16 protein-coding genes, 1 riboswitch and 1 other annotated feature are annotated in these 18190 nt (G+C 51.5%); of the genes, 12 read left to right on the top strand and 4 right to left on the bottom strand.

Features of this window, described 5'->3' with window-relative positions; all coding sequences use genetic code 11:
• The first annotated feature begins 483 nt into the window (after nucleotides 1–483).
• Nucleotides 484–733: a binding site (T-box leader), on the top strand.
• 78 nt (nucleotides 734–811) lie between these two features.
• Complete coding sequence (locus DQX05_RS24045) at nucleotides 812–2440, top strand: 2-isopropylmalate synthase (RefSeq protein WP_119795907.1); 1629 nt, start codon at nucleotides 812–814, stop codon at nucleotides 2438–2440.
• A 422-nt stretch (nucleotides 2441–2862) separates the two neighbouring features.
• Nucleotides 2863–3309 carry a YbaK/EbsC family protein gene (locus DQX05_RS24040; protein WP_119795906.1) on the top strand — a complete coding sequence of 149 codons (447 nt, stop codon included), beginning with the start codon at nucleotides 2863–2865 and terminating at the stop codon, nucleotides 3307–3309.
• 136 nt (nucleotides 3310–3445) lie between these two features.
• Here DQX05_RS24040 and DQX05_RS24035 read toward each other — a convergent pair whose 3' ends face one another.
• Nucleotides 3446–5419, bottom strand: coding sequence for an ABC-F family ATP-binding cassette domain-containing protein (locus DQX05_RS24035; RefSeq protein ID WP_119795905.1), 1974 nt, complete (start codon nucleotides 5417–5419; stop codon nucleotides 3446–3448).
• Nucleotides 5420–5743: 324 nt separating this feature from the next.
• The gene (gene mgtE, locus DQX05_RS24030; RefSeq protein ID WP_119795904.1) at nucleotides 5744–7090 is read right to left on the bottom strand and encodes a magnesium transporter; all 1347 of its coding nucleotides are present in this window, start codon (nucleotides 7088–7090) and stop codon (nucleotides 5744–5746) included.
• A 370-nt stretch (nucleotides 7091–7460) separates the two neighbouring features.
• Nucleotides 7461–7634, bottom strand: a riboswitch (M-box (ykoK) riboswitch).
• Between the two features lie 171 nt (nucleotides 7635–7805).
• Here mgtE and ftsW point away from each other — a divergent pair.
• The 8 genes from ftsW to groL all read left to right on the top strand — a co-directional run bounded on the left by ftsW (nucleotide 7806) and on the right by groL (nucleotide 15348).
• Nucleotides 7806–8924: a putative lipid II flippase FtsW gene (ftsW, locus tag DQX05_RS24025; RefSeq protein ID WP_397335956.1), complete on the top strand. Its 1119-nt coding sequence runs from the start codon at nucleotides 7806–7808 to the stop codon at nucleotides 8922–8924.
• A gap of 43 nt (nucleotides 8925–8967) precedes the next feature.
• The gene (locus DQX05_RS24020; protein ID WP_182914885.1) at nucleotides 8968–10122 is read left to right on the top strand and encodes an FtsW/RodA/SpoVE family cell cycle protein; all 1155 of its coding nucleotides are present in this window, start codon (nucleotides 8968–8970) and stop codon (nucleotides 10120–10122) included.
• Between the two features lie 275 nt (nucleotides 10123–10397).
• Nucleotides 10398–11081: a 5-formyltetrahydrofolate cyclo-ligase gene (locus tag DQX05_RS24015; RefSeq protein WP_259392201.1), complete on the top strand. Its 684-nt coding sequence runs from the start codon at nucleotides 10398–10400 to the stop codon at nucleotides 11079–11081.
• A 118-nt stretch (nucleotides 11082–11199) separates the two neighbouring features.
• Entirely contained in the window at nucleotides 11200–11691 is a 492-nt protein-coding gene (locus tag DQX05_RS24010) for a MogA/MoaB family molybdenum cofactor biosynthesis protein (RefSeq protein ID WP_119795902.1), read from the top strand.
• A 113-nt stretch (nucleotides 11692–11804) separates the two neighbouring features.
• Nucleotides 11805–12077 carry a twin-arginine translocase TatA/TatE family subunit gene (gene tatA / locus DQX05_RS24005; protein ID WP_119795901.1) on the top strand — a complete coding sequence of 91 codons (273 nt, stop codon included), beginning with the start codon at nucleotides 11805–11807 and terminating at the stop codon, nucleotides 12075–12077.
• A gap of 71 nt (nucleotides 12078–12148) precedes the next feature.
• Nucleotides 12149–12931, top strand: coding sequence for a twin-arginine translocase subunit TatC (gene tatC / locus DQX05_RS24000; protein WP_119795900.1), 783 nt, complete (start codon nucleotides 12149–12151; stop codon nucleotides 12929–12931).
• Nucleotides 12932–13319: 388 nt separating this feature from the next.
• Nucleotides 13320–13601 carry a co-chaperone GroES gene (gene groES, locus DQX05_RS23995; RefSeq protein WP_006676838.1) on the top strand — a complete coding sequence of 94 codons (282 nt, stop codon included), beginning with the start codon at nucleotides 13320–13322 and terminating at the stop codon, nucleotides 13599–13601.
• Nucleotides 13602–13719: 118 nt separating this feature from the next.
• Nucleotides 13720–15348 (top strand): chaperonin GroEL, encoded by a 1629-nt coding sequence (groL, locus tag DQX05_RS23990; protein ID WP_119795899.1) that lies wholly within the window; start codon nucleotides 13720–13722, stop codon nucleotides 15346–15348.
• A 278-nt stretch (nucleotides 15349–15626) separates the two neighbouring features.
• Here the strand turns inward: groL and DQX05_RS23985 are convergent, their stop codons facing one another.
• Nucleotides 15627–15911, bottom strand: a complete 285-nt coding sequence (locus tag DQX05_RS23985) for a hypothetical protein (protein WP_119795898.1) — start codon at nucleotides 15909–15911, stop codon at nucleotides 15627–15629.
• 13 nt (nucleotides 15912–15924) lie between these two features.
• A complete protein-coding gene (locus DQX05_RS23980; protein WP_119795910.1) occupies nucleotides 15925–16503 on the bottom strand; it encodes a TetR/AcrR family transcriptional regulator in 579 nt (192 codons plus the stop codon).
• Between the two features lie 261 nt (nucleotides 16504–16764).
• Here DQX05_RS23980 and DQX05_RS23975 point away from each other — a divergent pair, with 261 nt between their 5' ends.
• Together DQX05_RS23975 and DQX05_RS23970 are read left to right on the top strand one after the other, a co-directional pair.
• On the top strand, nucleotides 16765–17172 hold the full coding sequence (locus DQX05_RS23975; RefSeq protein WP_119795897.1) for an SDR family NAD(P)-dependent oxidoreductase: 408 nt from the start codon (nucleotides 16765–16767) through the stop codon (nucleotides 17170–17172).
• Nucleotides 17173–17476: 304 nt separating this feature from the next.
• Nucleotides 17477–18160: an SDR family NAD(P)-dependent oxidoreductase gene (locus tag DQX05_RS23970; RefSeq protein WP_119795896.1), complete on the top strand. Its 684-nt coding sequence runs from the start codon at nucleotides 17477–17479 to the stop codon at nucleotides 18158–18160.
• The last annotated feature ends 30 nt before the right edge of the window (nucleotides 18161–18190 follow it).

The raw sequence follows: 18190 nt of genomic DNA, 5'->3' as shown, positions 1-18190 counted from the left end.
AGTGACATTATCTCAGAACAGTTATAGGGTGACATTATCACAGAAGAACAACATATTTCAAATTAGGTATTGACTCCGCTCTATCGGGACAATATAATAGTCATCAAACCTCAATCCTTCCATGGAATGGAAATATCGATTGACACGCAATGAACAGGAGCAGTAGAGGATGAACGGCCCGAACCAGAGAGCTGCGGGATGGTGCGACGCAGCGGCGGTTGCCTTGAACTCGCCTGGGAGCGGAACGGCGGAATGCCGGCTTGAGATGCGAACCAGCTGGACGCATATCCTCAAACGCGGTGGTATGCCGTTACGGAGCCCCCGTCATCGGGCGCGCGCATCGCCATGATCCGGATCCGGCGGTGTGAAGCATAAGCGGGCGAACGCTTCATCTTGAGCGCGAAGATGAAGATCGTCAACTAGAGTGGTACCACGGCATCTACCTGTCGTCTCTAACGAGATGGCAGGTTTTTTTGTTATATATCGAACACGTAGAACGGGAGCAGTAAGACACGGAAGCCGATCAGAGAGCTGCGGGGTGGTGCGACGCAGTGGCGGAACGTCTGAACTCGCCCGGGAGTGGAGCGGCTGAACTGGCTGATGGCGTCCGTAAGGATGTCCGCGGCAGTAGGCGGCTACGGTACCTCCCGTTATCAGGCCGAGGGGGAGGATCATGCACATGATCTTCCAACGAGAGTGGTACCGCGGCAGAGCAGAGCTTGTCGTCTCTTTAGAGACGGCAAGCTTTTTTATTTACGAGTAACGTGAAATTTTCTTATTGACGAGAAACTAGATTATGGGAGGAAGCGCAATGAGTACACATACACAAGGGAATTCGAGGCAGGCAGTCGGGCAAAATCAGGAGAAACGGATGATTCAGATTTTCGATACGACGCTGCGGGATGGCGAGCAGGCCCCGGGCGCGGCCTTGACGCTGCCGCAGAAGCTGGAACTGACGGAGCAGCTCGTCCGGCTAGGGGTCGACGTGATCGAGCCGGGCTTCCCGATCTCGAGTCCTGGGGAATTCGAAGCGGTGCAGCGCATCTCCCGCCTCTATCCGCAGGTTGAGATCTGCGGCTTCGCGCGCGCAGTCCGGGAGGATATCGACGCGGCCGTGAGGGCGACAGCCGATGCCGCCCAGCGCCGGATTCATGTGTTCATCTCGTCATCGGATATCCATCTTCAGCATCAGCTGCGCAAATCGCGCGCCGAGGTGAAGCAGATGGCGAGAGAGACGGTGGCCTATGCGAAGCAATTCGCCGATCGCATCGAATTCACGGCCATGGATGCGACGCGTTCGGATGTGGACTTCGTCATCGAGCTGGTGGAGACGGCGATTGAGGAAGGCGCGTCGATTATCAACCTGCCAGATACGGTCGGTTACGCGCTGCCGGAGGAATATGGGGCGCTGTTCCGCAAGGTGCGCCAGGGTGCCCGCGGGGCCGAGCATGCGGTCTTGAGCGCGCACTGCCATAACGACTTGGGGCTGGCGGTCGCGAACAGTCTGGCGGCGATTCAAGCGGGCGCGGCCCAGATCGAGGTGACGGTCAACGGGGTTGGCGAACGGACGGGGAACTGCGCGCTGGAGGAATTGATCATGGCGCTCGATACGCGCGGCGATGCCCTGCAGGCTGCGACCCGCATTCGACCTGAATATTTGTACGAGACGTCTCGCGCGGTCAGCCGGATGATGCATTTCCCGATTGCCTACAACAAGCCGGTGGTCGGCCGCAACGCCTTCCAGCATGAATCTGGCATCCATCAGGACGGCCTGCTCAAGAACCGCAACACGTATGAGATTATGGATCCGGTGAAGCTGGGCATCCCGCATCATATGATTATTCTGGGCAAGCATTCGGGCCGGCACGCGCTCAAGCACCGCGCGGAGCAATATGGCGTCCATCTCAATGCCGACCAGTTGAACGAAGTGTATGACCGCTTCAAGCGCGTGGCCGATGCGCAGAAGGTCGTGACGGATGATCAGCTTCTGCAATGCATCGGCGAGACGCTGAATGAGCAGCTGGAGCCGTTGAGCTTGCTTGACGTCGAAGTGGTGGCAGGAACTGACCGCAAGCGGGCCGCGTCCGTGACTGTGCAGGAGCAGGCGACCGGCAAGAAGCAGACGTATGCTGGAGTGGGCAGCGGACCGATTGAAGCAGTCATCCGCGCGTTGTCCCAAGCTGTTCGCGAGCCGATCCAGTTCCAGGATCTGGAGCTGCATTCGCTCTCTTCCGGGGAAGAGGCATCGGGCGAAGCGGTCGTGACGGTGTCGCTCCACGATCAGGTGTATCAGGGAAGCGCGACGCATCAGGACATCGTGCTGGCTGCGGCCCAAGCTTATATGGCCGCTTGCAACCAGGCGCTTCGCGGCGCCGGTGCTCATGGAGGGCCTGTTGAAGAGGCGGAGCTCGTGTCCGCTCAGCGCCACGATGCTTCCTGATGCGGATGTGGACAAAGTTATCCACATATCCTGTTGGAAATGGGGATAAAACGCTTACTCCCCTTTAGGACCAAGGTCTAGATCCAGGTGAAAAAGAGGATAGATTTTTCAAGATATGCCCTGCGATCTGTGGATAATGTGGATAAAACAGTGGATAATGTTGGGGGCTGCACGAAAACCATTGGTATGACAGCGAAAAAATAACATGAAGCATGGAATCAGCAGCCTCTCGCCTTGTCGCGATCTGTGTATAACTTGTGATTTACAAGTACGTGGAGATCCCAGGGGTTCATGACATGAAAACGGGCTGCCGCCGCAGCTCGCAGGACAAAGATGATAGAGATATAACACGCTATTGATTTCAGCAGTGGATTGGGTTCGAGGCAGGAGGGAATCATCATAATGGAAAAAATGAATGATCGGTGCAGGACAAATTGGAGGAGCTTGGCTTCGCCAATCGGGTTGTCGTCCTTCCGGACAGCGCGCGCACGGCCCAGGAAGCGGCAGAGGCGATCGGGTGCGAGGTCGCGCAGATCGCGAAGTCCATCATCTTCCGGATGAAGCAGTCGGAGAAGCCGCTATTGGTCGTCGCAAGCGGAACGAACCGTATTAACGAGAAGCGGATTGGGCAAGAGATCGGCGAGAAGCTTGGCAAAGCCGACGCAGACTTTGTGCGTGAGCATACGGGATTCGTCATCGGAGGCATCCCGCCAATCGGGCATAAGGAGCCGATGGTAACGCTGATCGATGAAGATCTGCTTCAGTATGCGGAAATCTGGGCTGCGGCGGGACATCCGCATGCCGTCTTTCCGCTCACGCCGCAGGAGCTGATCGGGATGACAAGCGGGCGGGTGATGCCGATCGTCTAGGAGGCAGCGGCATCGTGGACGTGCCTGCCGGCTTATGGTAAGGGGCCGCCCTCAGGGTCCGAACAGACCCCGGGGCAGCCCCTTATTCTTATGGTAGGGAGGCATGCAGACGAGCGTGCCTCTTCTTGACGGCCTGCTAGGCTTCCATTAGCTGCTCCCATTCGGCGTATACCGCGTTCAACGCTTCCTTGTCTTCATCGAGCTGAGCCTGGATCGCTTGAACGCGGACAAAGTCGTTATAGACGTCCGGCTCCGCAAGCTCCAGCTCGCGCTCCGCGATCTTCGCTTCCAGGGCGGCAATCTGCGTCTCCAATTGCTCCAGCTTCCGCTGGCGCGCGCGCTCCTCGCGCTTGGCCTGCTTGTCGGCCTCATAGGCCTCCGCCGCGCTCAAGCCCGCATCGGCCGCACCGTCCGCTGCGGCGCTGCCCTGGAACGAGGCCGGCTTGCTTGGCGCCGCCGGCTGCAGCGAGGCGCGAATCGCTTCGTCTTCGGCAAGCTCCTGCTTTTTGGTCATATAGTCGTCATAATTGCCGAGATACGGGTGCGTTCCGTCCGCATCCAGCTCGATGATGCGCTCCGCCATCTTGTTCAGGAAGTAGCGGTCATGGGAAATGAACAGCAGCGTGCCTTCATAGTCGTACAGCGCCGATTCCAGTACTTCCTTGCTGAACAGATCGAGGTGGTTGGTCGGCTCGTCGAGAATCAGCACGTTCGCCTGCTGCAGCATCAGCTTGGCCAGGGCGACGCGCGCTTTTTCCCCGCCGCTCAGGGAAGCGACCTTCTTCGTCACATCATCCCCGCTGAACAGGAAGTTCCCCAATACGGTCCGTATCCGTACCTCCTCCAGATGAGGATAGGCGCTCCACACCTCTTCGAGCACCGTATGGTTCGGATTCAGCGTCGATTGTTCTTGATCATAGTAGCCGATCGAGACATTGGTGCCCCAGCGGCAGCTTCCGTCGCGAGGGGGATGCTTGCCGATCAGCACCTTCAGCAAGGTCGACTTGCCGATTCCGTTCGGACCGATAAGGGCGACCATCTCGCCGCGCTTCAGATCGAATTCCGCATGGCGGAACAACGGCTCGGCGCCGTCATAGCCCGCGGAGAGCTGCTGCACATGCAGCACATCCTTGCCGCTCTGCCTCGTCGTCTCGAAGCGGAAATGCGCCTTCTTCAGCTCGCCGGCTGGCTTGTCCAGCCGCTCCATCTTCTCCAATGTCTTGCGCCGGCTCTGCGCCCGCTTCGTCGTCGAAGCGCGCACGAGGTTGCGCTGGACGAAATCCTCCAGCCGGGCGATCTCGTCCTGCTGCTTCTCATACATCTTCATCTGCTGCTCGTACTCGGCCGCTTTTAATTCCATATACTTCGTATACTTGCCGGTGTAGCGCTTCGCCTGATGGCGTTCGATCTCGATAATTGTGGTGACCATCGCATCGAGGAAATAACGGTCGTGAGACACGACCAGCACCGCTCCCGGATAGGAGCGGAGATAATTCTCGAGCCAGGTCAGCGTATGGATGTCCAGATGGTTCGTCGGCTCGTCCAGCAGCAGCAGATCGGGCTGCTGCAGCAGAATGCGAGCCAAGGCCAGCCGGGTCTTCTGGCCGCCGCTTAGCGTATGGATGGGCGTGCTCGGATCCATCTGGCTGAAGCCCATCCCGTGAAGAATGCTCCGCACCCGCGTCTCCATCTCGTACCCGCCCTGCATGCGGAACCATTCCGAGCGCTCGGCGTATCTGCGCATCACCGCTTCATGGCGGGCGGTGTCGGCGGCGGTCTCCGGGTCGGCAATCTCATGTTCGAGCTGTCGTAGCTCTTGTTCCGCCTCCACTAATGGGGCGAATACGAGCATCATCTCGTCCCAGATGGAGCGGCTGGATTGCAGTCCGCTGTTCTGGGCCAGGTAACCGATGCGTGTTTCTTTGGCTTTATAAATAGTCCCTTTGTCCGGGGACATCTCTCCGGCGATGAGCTGCAGGAGCGTCGATTTGCCGGCCCCGTTGACGCCGACCAGTCCAATCCGCTCGCGCTCCAGAATCTGCAGCGTAATATTCGACAATACGGGAGTTATCCCGTAACTCTTGCTCATGCCGTTCACTTGAAGCAGCATAGGGGTATCTCCTCCGTTAATAACAAGCTATTCTCGCATAAGGATCCAAAAATAATAGAAGTATCTGTTTCGGCCTGATACATTTTCTATTCTCGCCGATCGCGGGAAATTTGTCTAATCAATCCGGCCGTGAACCGCCAGATATCTTCGCTAGTGCTATATCGATTCACTTATGATCGGGCAAGCGGCTCAGGATCCGGATAGCAGCAACGGGAGGAGATAGTATGCACCGAGAGCCCCATCCCGGCAGAGGATAGGGCTCTCGATAGGCAGCGATAGCGATATTCGTTATCACTAAAATACGCAGGAATGGATCCGTTCCAATCACAAGTTCAGCATCATCTTAGCCAAAGTGAAGTAGATGATGAGTCCGGTGCCGTCCACCAAGGTGGTAATAAACGGGCCGGAGACAACGGCCGGATCGACTCTGAGCTTGTGCAGCACCAGAGGCAGTACGGCGGCGATGAGGGAGGCCCAGATCACGATAAAAATAGCCGTGACGGCGACGACGCTACCGATATCAAAGCCAACGCCTAGTATCTGTGCGCGAATAAAGGTTGCTACTCCCATACAAAGTCCCAGAATCAATCCGGTGGACACCTCTTTACGGATGACTTTGAATATATGCTTCGGCTTCACTTCCCCGAGTGCCAAGGCACGAACCAGGGTCGTTACGGTCTGTGTTCCCGTATTTCCGCCCGTGCCGACTAACAAGGGGATAAAGAATGCGAGCGCAATCACTTCCGAGAGCGTATCTTCAAAATGACGCAGCACATTCCCCGTATAGGCTTCGGCTACAAATAAGATAAGCAGCCATCCGATTCGCTTGCGGAATAATTTCCAAAAGGAATTTTTAAAATACGGCACTTCTAAAGGCTGGCTTCCGCCCATCTTCTGAAAATCTTCCGTCGCTTCCTCATGGATAACGTCAATTAAATCATCGACCGTGATAATCCCGATCATTCGCTGTTCATCGGTGATTACGGGAAGAGCCACCAGATCATAGTTGGATAAAATCGTCGCCACTTCCTGCTGGTTCATACGAGCGGAAACCGACACGAAATCTTTGAGCATGATATCCTCTAGTCTGGAGTCCGCTTGGGCCAGGATAGCTTGCTTCAGCGAGACGACCCCTACCAGCTTGCCGTTATTATCCAGCACATAAAAGTAAGAGACCATTTCTGCATCTTGCCCGACTTTACGGACGTGCTGCAGCGTATGCTCCACCGTCCAATAATTCCGCACCGCAATATAATCTACGGTAGCCAGACTTCCCGCCGACTCTGGAGGATATTGCATCAGAGCGCTGATTTTCTCCCGGTAATCGGCAGGCAGAAGCTCCAATAAAGTTCCGGCTTGGTGGGGATGTATGGCCAGCAGCAGATCGGCTACTTTATCGCTGGACATTTCATTAAGCATGGAAGCTGCTGTCTCCTTGGTCCCGCGGTCTAAAATTCGATACTGCAATTCGGGATCGACATACTCTAAAATCTCTGCCCCGAGGGGAATGGGAAGTTCGGCAATAAATCGAATTTGCTCGTTTTCCTCAAGCTCGATTAACATTTCGGCTAAATCATAAGGTTGGTACCGGGCCAGAAAATCGGTAAGGGCATCCTGCTTTTGTTCGGCCAATCTATCCTTCAATTCTTGAATCATCCATTTTTGTTCCATCATGATTTCCTCCTATTCGCAAACATCCTTCCACACATTGTTGCTTATTATCCATTCCAAAACAGACACAAAAAAGCTCTCCCTGCACATAGGAAGAGCTTGTAGTTCCTGTTGTCCATTACACTCACTGCTTACCTCTATGCATACTTAAATACACCTGCCCTGATACCAGGCAGCATGCGAATCACAGTATGAATCACAGGTAAGGGTAAGGAGAACCTCGTTCTCACTCTTCACAAGACTATGAACTTGCTTAGATGATGGACTACTGGAACTACTATCCATTGAGTGTTCTCCCCCCTTTTTCGAACGAAATAAAAACCCTCCAGGAGTCTAGAGGGTTGAATGAATGCACGCAAATATAACATTCCCGCGCCCCCCTAGTTGAGTTTTAGCACTATGCAACGTAAAGAGAAGCCTTCTTCTCTTAGCCACCTTAAGAAAAGCCTTAATCCGGCAATTCCTGTTCTACCCATGGGCATCTTTCGATATTTCTGGGCAGTGGCCTATGTTTGCATAGGAGCCTCACCTAACAAGGTCTTTACGACATGTTAAACCTTAACCCGGTCTTTTGATTTTGTCAACCTCTCGGGAACAACTTTAACCTTTTCATAACCTTTTTTGGGTGAGGAGTCAATACACTTGATAGTGTCGCAGGACAGCGGGGGCATAGATGCCCATCCTTTTAACGTTTTCATTTTGCAGGATGCACGAGGTGATTTTTTTGAAGCAAACGATAAAAGGCCGTCCGGATTTTTTACTGCTTTTTGTGACATTGCTGCTGGTCATGTTCGGATTGGCGATGATATACAGCGCCAGCTCGGCCGTCGTCAGTTTTAAGTATGAGAAACCGTCCTATTATATGTCGAAGCAAATGTTGTTCGCTCTCATCGGCCTAGTCGCTATGTTTGTATTCATGAACATTCCCTTTCGCAAATGGAGCAAGGCCGCACCCTTCTTGCTGTTGTTCTCGATCGTGCTGCTTGTGCTCGTTCCTTATTTCGGCATCAAGGTGAATGGCGCGACAAGATGGTTCAATGTCGGCGGCATGCGGTTCCAACCAACGGAATTCGCGAAGTTGGCCTTAATCATCTATTTGTCGCACCTGATTAGCAAAAAAGGAGACCGGATTCGCATCTTCGCCCGGGGATTGCTGCCCATTCTGGTGGTCATTGGCGTCATGCTGGTTCTGATCATGCTGCAGCCGGATTTCGGATCGGTGATGATCATTACCATTATATCCATGACGATTATTATTATCGGCGGGGCGAATATACGTCATATTGCGATACTGAGCGGGGGATTTGGAGTGCTGTTGGTCTTTCTTGCCTTCAGCCGCAGCTACCGCTACCAGCGGATTATGTCGTTTTTGAATCCGTTCGATGATCCGGAAGGGGCCGGCTACCAATTGATTCAATCTTTAATCGCGCTGGCTCACGGGGGGATGACCGGAACGGGATACGGCCAGAGTGTGCAGAAGCTGTTCTATTTGCCGGAAGCGCACACCGATTTTATTTTTGCCATCATCGGAGAAGAATTCGGTTTTCTAGGCGGGTTATTGCTTTTGCTTTGCTTTTTTCTATTCTTCTGGCGCGGCCTGATGGCAGCTCTTCGCAGTGATGAGCCCTTCGGAATTATGCTCGGAACGGGCATTATTACGATGATATTCGCCCAATTCGCGTTCAACCTGGGGGCGGTAACCGGGGCGATGCCGATTAAGGGCGTACCGCTTCCGTTCATTAGCTATGGAGGCTCTTCTCTCTTGTTGTGCATGGCCAGCACCGGAATTCTGTTAAACATTTCTCGTGATAACGATCGGAGACAGCGCGAATAGGCATGCCTTCTTACACAACCTACGAACTAGAGGTACTCACATGATGTATTATATTCGCAAGCTGAAAAAATTGGACAAGCCGACCCTTCTGGTGCTGCTGGGGCTTATGATCTTCGGGACGATAGCCGTGCATGAAGCTACTTCCGGGACGAATCTCGATGGCTTGTACAAGTATAGCATTGTATTTTTCGCTCTCTTCCTTATTCCCATGCTGCTGATAGCGCTGCTTGATTACTCTATATTCACCGGCGCCGCATCTTATATTTTGTACGGAATCGGGCTTGCTCTGCTTCTCCTCGTGATGTTCACCGGAGAAAATATTAACGGAGCGGTACGGTGGATAAGAATCGGCAGCTTCCAGCTTCAGCCCTCCGAATTGGTGAAGATAGCTACCGTGCTCGTCACCTGCAATCTGCTGCAAAAACGGTCCGGCCATAAGCTCCGGTTCATTCAGGATTTGCTGCCGATTGGCGCCGTGTTCTTCATTCCCGCATTCATCGTTATGAACCAGCCGGATTTGGGGACTGCGCTGGTGTTCGTCGCTGTCCTGCCCGTCATGCTGTGGATGGGGAACATTCGCGTCTTGCATATGCTGCTGCTGCTCGTGTCGATGGCCTTGCCGGTCGGGGGCGTCATCTGGCTGTATTTTGCGAATTATGATTTCCTGGCTGAGCTGTTGAAGCCCCATCAATTGTCAAGAATCGAGACTTTTCTTGAACCAGGCCTCGATCCTGATAAATCGTGGCATGTCACTAATGCCATGAACGCGATCGGGTCGGGTCAAATGAGCGGCAATTCAGGCTTCTACGTTGATCGCGGGTACATTCCGTATGCGTATTCGGATTCCATCTATGTGGTCATTGGCGAGAAATTCGGATTTATCGGTTCTTCGCTTCTGTTGCTCTTATTTTATTTGCTTATTTTCCGCATGCTGTATATCGCCCGGGAGAGCCGGGATCTGGCGGGTTCCTATCTCGTTGTCGGGTTGACCGGCATGCTGCTGTTCCAAGTATTCGTCAACATCGGCATGCATATCGGCCTGATGCCGTTGACGGGCATCTCGCTTCCGTTCATCAGCTACGGGGGCAGCTCCTTACTGGCGAATATGCTGTGCATCGGCTTGGTGCTGAGTGTCCATATCCATAAGGACGAGATCAAGGAGGACGTCGACATCGTGTCAGATACAGACGGTGGTTAAAAAATGTAACGTAGCGAATTAACCCTCTGCGAATGCGCAGGGGGTTCGAATTCGTTGAGATAGGGAGCTGCTAGCGTATATGAAAACGCGGAGATCATGCGATACGGCGTTTGCTGCGTAAAAATGGGCCGGATGGTGGCGCTAACGGGGGAAGGATGGTAAACTAAGGTTGAAAATAATGAAAAATGAATGAAAATGTTGAGTACATACCTATATAGATTGCCCTGCGGAATTCCGATACCACTTCAGGGCGGACATCGAAGGGGGCGGTAACGTTGACGGCAGCGGAGGACAAGCGAATGCTTCGTCTGCAATATAAGGCGCGCAGGAAGGCGGTCGGCGGGCAGGAGCGGGAGGCCAGCAGCGAGGCCGTATGCCGGCGGGCGTACCCATTCATGAAAGCGCTGCGAGAGCGGCATGCCCGTCCCTTGCATTTGTGCGCCTATTTTCCTTTTGGCAATGAGCTGGATATTACCGCCTTGCTCCTTGATTGCCGGAAGCACGGCGATGTCGTCTATCTTCCGCGCACGGATGCGGCTTCGCGGACGATGACGCTGCACCCATGGACGGAGCATACGGTGTTCACGAGCGGCACATTCGGCTTGCAGGAGCCGGGCCCCGATGCGGAACGGCTGGCTCGGGAGCATTGGGACAAGCTAGACGCGATTCTTGTCCCCGGCATCGCCTATGACCGGCAGGGCGGACGGCTCGGGCTGGGCGCCGGATATTATGACCGGTTCTGGCATGCTTATCTGGGAGAGCTGGACCGCGCACCACATGACCGAAGACGCAGCGAACGCGCCGTGCGGCTGGCCTGCATCTATTCGTGGCAGCTGGTGGATCGCGTGCCGATGGAAGCGCATGATATTGCCGTCGAGTGGCTGATTACGGAGGACGAGATCATTGCTTGTGCAGCCGATACAGACCTGCTAACCGGGAAGAACGGCAGCCGCGGGTAAGCGTGGATAGAATGACATCGCATGCGGAAGAAGGATGGACGTCCTTCCTGCGCGTGCTAGTCGTGCTAGTATATTGAAGAAGGCCGGTTACGCCGGCTAGGCGGGAGGAGGAGCCCTGATGCGCTGGAAAGTAGCAATATTGACGGCGAGCGACAAAGGCTCTCGGGGAGAGCGCGAGGATACGAGCGCCCAGGTTATTCGGGAACTCGTCGAAGAAGAACTGCATGGTGAGATTGTGGAATACCGGATTGTGCCGGATGAGATGAATGAGATCTCCGCATCGCTCATCGAGATGGCCGATTATTTTCAGGCCCACTTGATTATTACGACGGGCGGAATCGGTATGGCGGAGCGGGATGTGACGCCGGAAGCGACGCTCAAGGTCGTCGATCGGCTTGTGCCGGGAATGGCGGAAGCGATGCGCTTCGCTTCGATGCAGAAGCAGCGCCGGGCGATGCTGAACCGCGGCGTGTGCGGGGTGAGGGGACAGACGCTCATCATCAATCTGCCTGGAGACCCGAAGGGCGTGCATGAGAATCTGCTGCCGATTATGGATCAGATTCCGCATGCGCTCGCTGTGCTGAACGGTCACTATAAGGGTGCGGAATAGAACCCTTCTTAAATATTGTTACAGATTATCTGGTATATTACGGATAGCGCATATGATATGATGTAGATCACAAGCACTCTATTCTAGGATCTGCAGAAAGGAGAAATTTTGCTATGTTCAACGGCATTGGCGTCTCGGGAATACTTCTGCTCTTGGTCATTGCGCTATTATTATTCGGACCGAATAAGCTGCCTGAATTGGGACGGGCCTTCGGCCGCACTCTGCGGGAATTCAAGGAAGGCGCACGCGATATTATGGGGGATGAGCCGAGCGCGAAGCCCGCTCGCCAAGAAATTCAGACGGTTGACGTAGAACCGGCTGGTCAGGAGCCGGCCAAGGCTTACGGCGAAGCGAACAGCGCGAATCAGCGCCGCCTCCCTGAGTAACGGGAGCACTGTCTGTTATTTTCAGCGGGCCGGGCCCGCCTTTTACCATGGAAGGAACAGGTTGGTGAGGCATGTCGAATGTAACGGAAGAACAAATGACGCTGGTCGAGCACATTACGGAGCTTCGCAAACGTGTCGTCTATATCATCATTGTCCTGGTCATCGGCCTGGTGGCAGGGCTCCTCGTCGCTGATCCGATATACGAATATTTGCGCAATACGGAGCCGGCCAATCAGATGCCGCTTCACGGCTTCTCGCTATGGGACGGGGTCGGGATATACATGAAGTTCGCCTTCATTATTGCATTGGCTGTGACGCTCCCGTTTGCGATGTACCAGCTGTGGGCTTTTGTCAGCCCTGGGCTCCGGGAAATAGAACGGCGTGCTGCCCTTAGGTACGTCCCTTTTGTATTTGTGCTGTTTTTGCTTGGGCTGTCCTTCGCCTATTTCGTCGTGTTTCCGATGGCGTTCTCTTTTACGTCGGGCATTAACAAGCATATGAACTTGACCGAGACGTATGGCATTACGCAGTATTTTACGTTCATGTTCAATCTACTGGTCCCGATCTCCCTGCTTTTCGAGCTGCCGGTTGTCATTATGTTCCTGACCCGGATCCGGTTGTTGAACCCGCTGAGGTTGCGGAAAATGCGGCGGATTGCCTACTTTGTCTTGATTTTGCTCGGGACGATGCTGTCTCCGCCGGATATCGTCTCGGATTTGCTCGTGGCGATACCGCTCCTCATTCTCTATGAGATCAGCGTATTCATGTCTTCGCTCGTCTATCGGAAGCAGTTGCTGGAGCAAGAGGCATGGGAGAAGGAATTTGAGGAAGGCGCCGATACGACGGCGGTCTGATTATGAGTTCGTTATGCAGGTATAACAGGTTCGCATGGAGCGTTCATCTTGTTGTGCCTGCATTTTTTGTGCCTTGGTGACGAATGCGGCCTCTATGCGCGCTCGACGCTAATCCGCGGGAAGAGTGGATTGGGATGAGGAGGATTGGATAAAATGGGTAAGGTGTGATCGCGGAAGCGCCGGATCGGAAAAATAATTTTTTCATACAAAACCCTCTTGCAATGTAAACCCAAAATCAGTATCATAGAAATTGGTTATTAGCACTAAGCATCATCGAGTGCTAACACCGGGCGAATGCTTCGTTTTTGAGGATTCTACCGCTGCCTGTCCGTCAGGCGCCGGGGAATTCTTCACCTTATAAACTCTTGTTCAAAGGAGGCTATTTTTCATGATCAAACCATTAGGTGAGCGCGTATTGATCGAACCAATCGCGAAGGAAGAAACTACAGCTTTCGGTATCGTTCTGCCGGATACGGCGAAGGAGAAGCCGCAAGAAGGCAAGGTTATCGCGGTAGGCAACGGGGTATGGAAAGACGGTCAACGTGTGCCGCTCGATCTGAAAGAAGGAGACCGCGTTATTTTCTCCAAATATGCCGGTACCGAAGTGAAGTATGAAGGCAAAGAGTATTTGATTATGAAAGAAAGCGACGTTCACGCTGTTATCGGCTAAGCGATTCGGCGGAACAGCCTTACTGACATAAGTACGCTCGAGTCTCCGGAATGGAAGACTCCCAGACGGACATACATGCACGTCGTATCATTCTGAATGAATTGAGGAGGGTTTCACGATGGCAAAAGAAATCAAGTTCTCGGAAGACGCACGCCGTTCCATGCTTCGCGGGGTTGACGCTTTGGCTAATGCGGTGAAAGTGACACTTGGACCGAAAGGCCGCAACGTCGTATTGGAGAAGAAATTCGGTGCTCCGCTTATCACGAACGACGGTGTGACGATTGCGAAGGAAATCGAACTGGAAGACGCGTTTGAAAACATGGGCGCTCAACTGGTTAAAGAAGTAGCAACCAAAACAAATGACGTTGCCGGTGACGGTACGACGACCGCTACAGTTCTGGCTCAAGCGATGATTCGCGAAGGCTTGAAGAACGTTACGGCTGGCGCCAATCCGATGGTCGTTCGCAAAGGGATCGAGAAAGCAGTAAAAGCTGCAGTCGAAGATCTGAAGAAAATTGCGAAGCCAATCGAGAACAAGCAAAGCATCGCTCAAGTTGCTGCTATCTCTGCCGATGATGAAGAAGTCGGCGCATTGATCGCAGAAGCAATGGAGAAAGTCGGCAATGACGGCGTAATCACGGTTGAGGAATCCAAAGGCTTCAATACGGAGCTTGAAGTTGTAGAAGGTATGCAATTCGACCGCGGTTATGTATCTCCATACATGATCACGGATACCGACAAGATGGAAGCGATCCTCGATAACGCATATATCTTGATCACAGACAAGAAGGTTTCCAACATCCAAGAAATCCTTCCTGTTCTTGAGAAAGTCGTTCAACAAGGCAAGCAGCTCCTGATCATCGCTGAAGATGTCGAAGGCGAAGCCCAAGCAACCTTGATCGTGAATAAGCTTCGCGGCACATTCACTTGCGTAGCCGTTAAGGCTCCAGGCTTCGGCGATCGCCGCAAAGCTATGCTGCAAGATATCGCTGCATTGACTGGCGGTCAAGTGATCACGGAAGAACTCGGACTTGAATTGAAATCGACTACGATCGATCAATTGGGTACTGCACGTCAAATCCGTGTTACGAAAGAAAACACAATCATCGTTGACGGTGCTGGCGCAAAAGAAGATATCAATGCTCGCATCAAGCAAATCCGTACGCAGCTCGAAGAAACAACTTCCGAGTTCGACAAAGAGAAGCTGCAAGAGCGTCTGGCTAAATTGGCTGGCGGCGTAGCCGTTATCAAAGTCGGCGCTGCAACGGAAACCGAATTGAAAGAGCGCAAGCTCCGCATCGAAGATGCTCTGAACGCGACTCGCGCAGCCGTGGAAGAAGGCATCGTTGCCGGCGGTGGTACGGCATTGATGAACGTATACCAATCGGTAGCGGCCGTTCAATCTAATGACGACGAATTGACTGGTGTTAACATCGTGCTTCGCGCGCTGGAAGCTCCGGTTCGCGCGATTGCGGACAACGCAGGTCAAGAAGGCTCCATCATCGTTGAGCGCCTGAAGAAAGAAGCGACAGGTGTCGGATACAATGCCGCTACCGATGAGTGGGTCAACATGATCGAAGCGGGTATCGTCGACCCTGCGAAGGTAACGCGTTCCGCACTGCAGAACGCTGCTTCCGTAGCAGCTATGTTCTTGACGACCGAAGCGGTTATCGCTGACAAGCCAGAACCAGAAAAGCCAGCAATGCCTGACATGGGCGGAATGGGCGGAATGGGTGGAATGATGTAATCCATCGCCCGCAAAGCTTGATATAGCAAGGGAAAAGGCTCCTATCGGGAGCCTTTTTTCTATGATCACATTTTTCTAGTATATATCTTCCATGTAGCGGAGTTAATCAAGTTTGGTTGAAAAGGAGCTATGGGGGATCGATAAGCCGAAGCAGCGCTTGGGCCGAGTCTATTCCCTCATCATTCCTGCGGCTCATACTTAGCGCGAAATGACAGCTTGTATGCATTACCACAAGATAAAGATGCCCTGAAAGACATGTAGCCATTCAGGGCGTCTATCTAATTAAAATAACCAGTAACAGATTGAATAAATCCCGATTCGGCCTTTATTAGGGCATTAACCGTTCCAGTAATTTTAACTACAATTAAATCGGTCTCATCCTTGAAGATTTCAATGCTTGCCCTGTAGTCAAATGAACGGGAACTCAGTGTAATTTCTTGTATAGCCGACAAGTCAATTCTAACAGCAACAGTATTGTCGCCTAGTTCCACCCATTTCTTGGGCGGACGTTCGGCATAAAAAGGCATATCAAATTTAACTGCAACAATACGGAGTTTATTCAACTAACCTTTCTCGTTAGCTTAACGAACTTACAGAAGAACTGAACCCATTAACTACTAACAATGCGACCTTCTTGGCAATTTCCTCTTTATCTAAAGCTATATTCCCCGTGGCCCATTGAAAGGCGCTTTCATGGATCATTTGTGCAAAGACAGGTGTATAAAGAGCTATTTCATCCTGTGAACAGAGGGATTGTAGCCCCTTTAACAAATAAGCATTCAACTCTTTTATCGCTTTGTCTTTCAATTGCGGTACGACTAAAGCTACATAGCTCCTGCGGCAATTAATGTTGGGCTGTTGATAGAAATCGCATAAAGCCAAGACAAGTTGAGCAATGCCCTCTTTATCGAATTTTACTTCCCCTTTCGTTCGATTCATGATAGCAGTCGAGGCAGAGTCCCCCACGATATAGTCCAATAATTCGTACTTATCATGAAAGTGCGCATAGAAGGTAGCTCGATTCACTTGAGCCCTTTCTGTTAAATCAGCAATTGTGATTTTTTCAAAATCCTTTTCATTCACTAAATTAACAAAAGCTTTAATCAAAGACTGCTTAGTTTGAGTCATCCGCAGATTCCTTACTTTTGTCCCCACTTCATTCACTCCTTTTATGTGCATGTTTGAGCGAAGCTCAAATTCTCCTAACTTGACAATTTTTCAATACTGTGGCTATAGCAACATTCTCCACCTCATTGTTGGTTGTTCTACTTAGAGAATAGTTGTATTTTTATTAAAGCAACATGTGTTTGTTTAAGATATCACTTTTAAGGAGTTCATAAAAGATGAAGGTAAAAGATTCATCGAAAGGTCTAGTCGCTTTTAAGCTCTAACTGTCAAGAATAAGGGGAATGATAAATGAAAACACTACTGGTGACAGGTGGAACAGATGGAATCGGAAAAGGGATTGCTACTCACTATTTAAAAAAAGGCGATCGCGTCATCGTTATAGGCAGTTCGGTTGCTAAAGGCAATCTATATTTAAGTGAGTCTACACAATTAGGAGTAGAAGAAAGAGCAATTTTTCTTCAAGCAGATTTGAGTTCGGTTAAAGAGGACAAGCGCATTATTGAAGAAGTAAAAAGCAGGTTTCATTCTCTGGATATGGTTGTTTTCTCTGCGACCAGTCACAAGACTAAAAAAGAATATACGGAAACGCAAGAGGGATTTGAATTTAGTTTCACGTTGTCTTATCTGAGCAGATTTGTTCTTAGTTTTGGCTTTAAAGAGCTCCTTGGAAAAATCGGATGCTCCCATTATCGTTAACGTTTGCGCGCCAGGCATGAACGGGACGGTTGATCTAAATGATATCCAAAACAAGAACAATTATACCGGCTCTAAAGCCCGGTATCACGGCAGCCGGTTGAACGATTTGCTCGGCGTTGCTTTTGCCGACACGGATACGGTCAGAAAGATCAAGTACGTTCTCTTTGGACAAGCCGCCAAAGCCTAATTTAACGGCTTATATCCAACGAAAAGAAGTAAGTCTGACGAAGAAAACTTTCGACAGAGAAAATGCTCAGCGACTTTACAAGAATACTGTTCAATTATTGGAAGGGGTTATGGAGAAATGAAAACAATTGCAATTATTGGTGCGGGACCTGGGTTAGGATTGTCACTTGCGAAAAAATTCGGTAAGAAAGGCTTTAAGGTAGCTGCCATTGCACGTAACCCTGAGAAATTGGGGATGATCATAAGTGAACTAAACAAGCTAAATATTGAAGCGAAGTCGTATGTCGCAGATGTTACGGATTTGCCAGCTCTAAAGCAAGCTTTACAGGCTGCTAAACAAGACTTTGGCCGTATTGATGTGCTCGAATATAGCCCTTATTCAGGACCGGGTATTTTCAGACATGTGTTGGAAACAACACCTGAAAACGTCTTAGAACAAGTAAATGGCCATATACTGCCTGCGATTCTTGCTGTCAATGAAGTATTGCCCGACATGATAAAGAATCGTTCGGGAGCGATTCTTTTTACAACAGGCTTATCTGCAATGTTTCCAATGCCGTCTATAGGGAATGTCGGAATCGTCATGTCCGGTCTTCGCAATTATGCAACGAACCTTTACAATGAATTAAAAGAAAAAGGAATTTATGTCGGACATCTATCAATCGGAACATTCATACAGGCAGGTACTGCTGGAGATCCAGATCATATTGCAGAAGCTTGGTATGACTTATACGAAAAGAAGAATTGCTTTGAAGAAACATTCCCGCGAGGAATTGATCCAACTAAACTGTCAAATATATGATAAGGTTATACCGATGGTCATAAAAAAGCC

It is taken from the genome of Paenibacillus thiaminolyticus, assembly GCF_003591545.1.
Classification (GTDB): Bacteria; Bacillota; Bacilli; order Paenibacillales; family Paenibacillaceae; genus Paenibacillus_B; species Paenibacillus_B thiaminolyticus_A.
The sequence above is the reverse complement of the archived record's forward strand: the minus strand, read 5'-3'. Positions and strand labels throughout refer to the sequence as shown.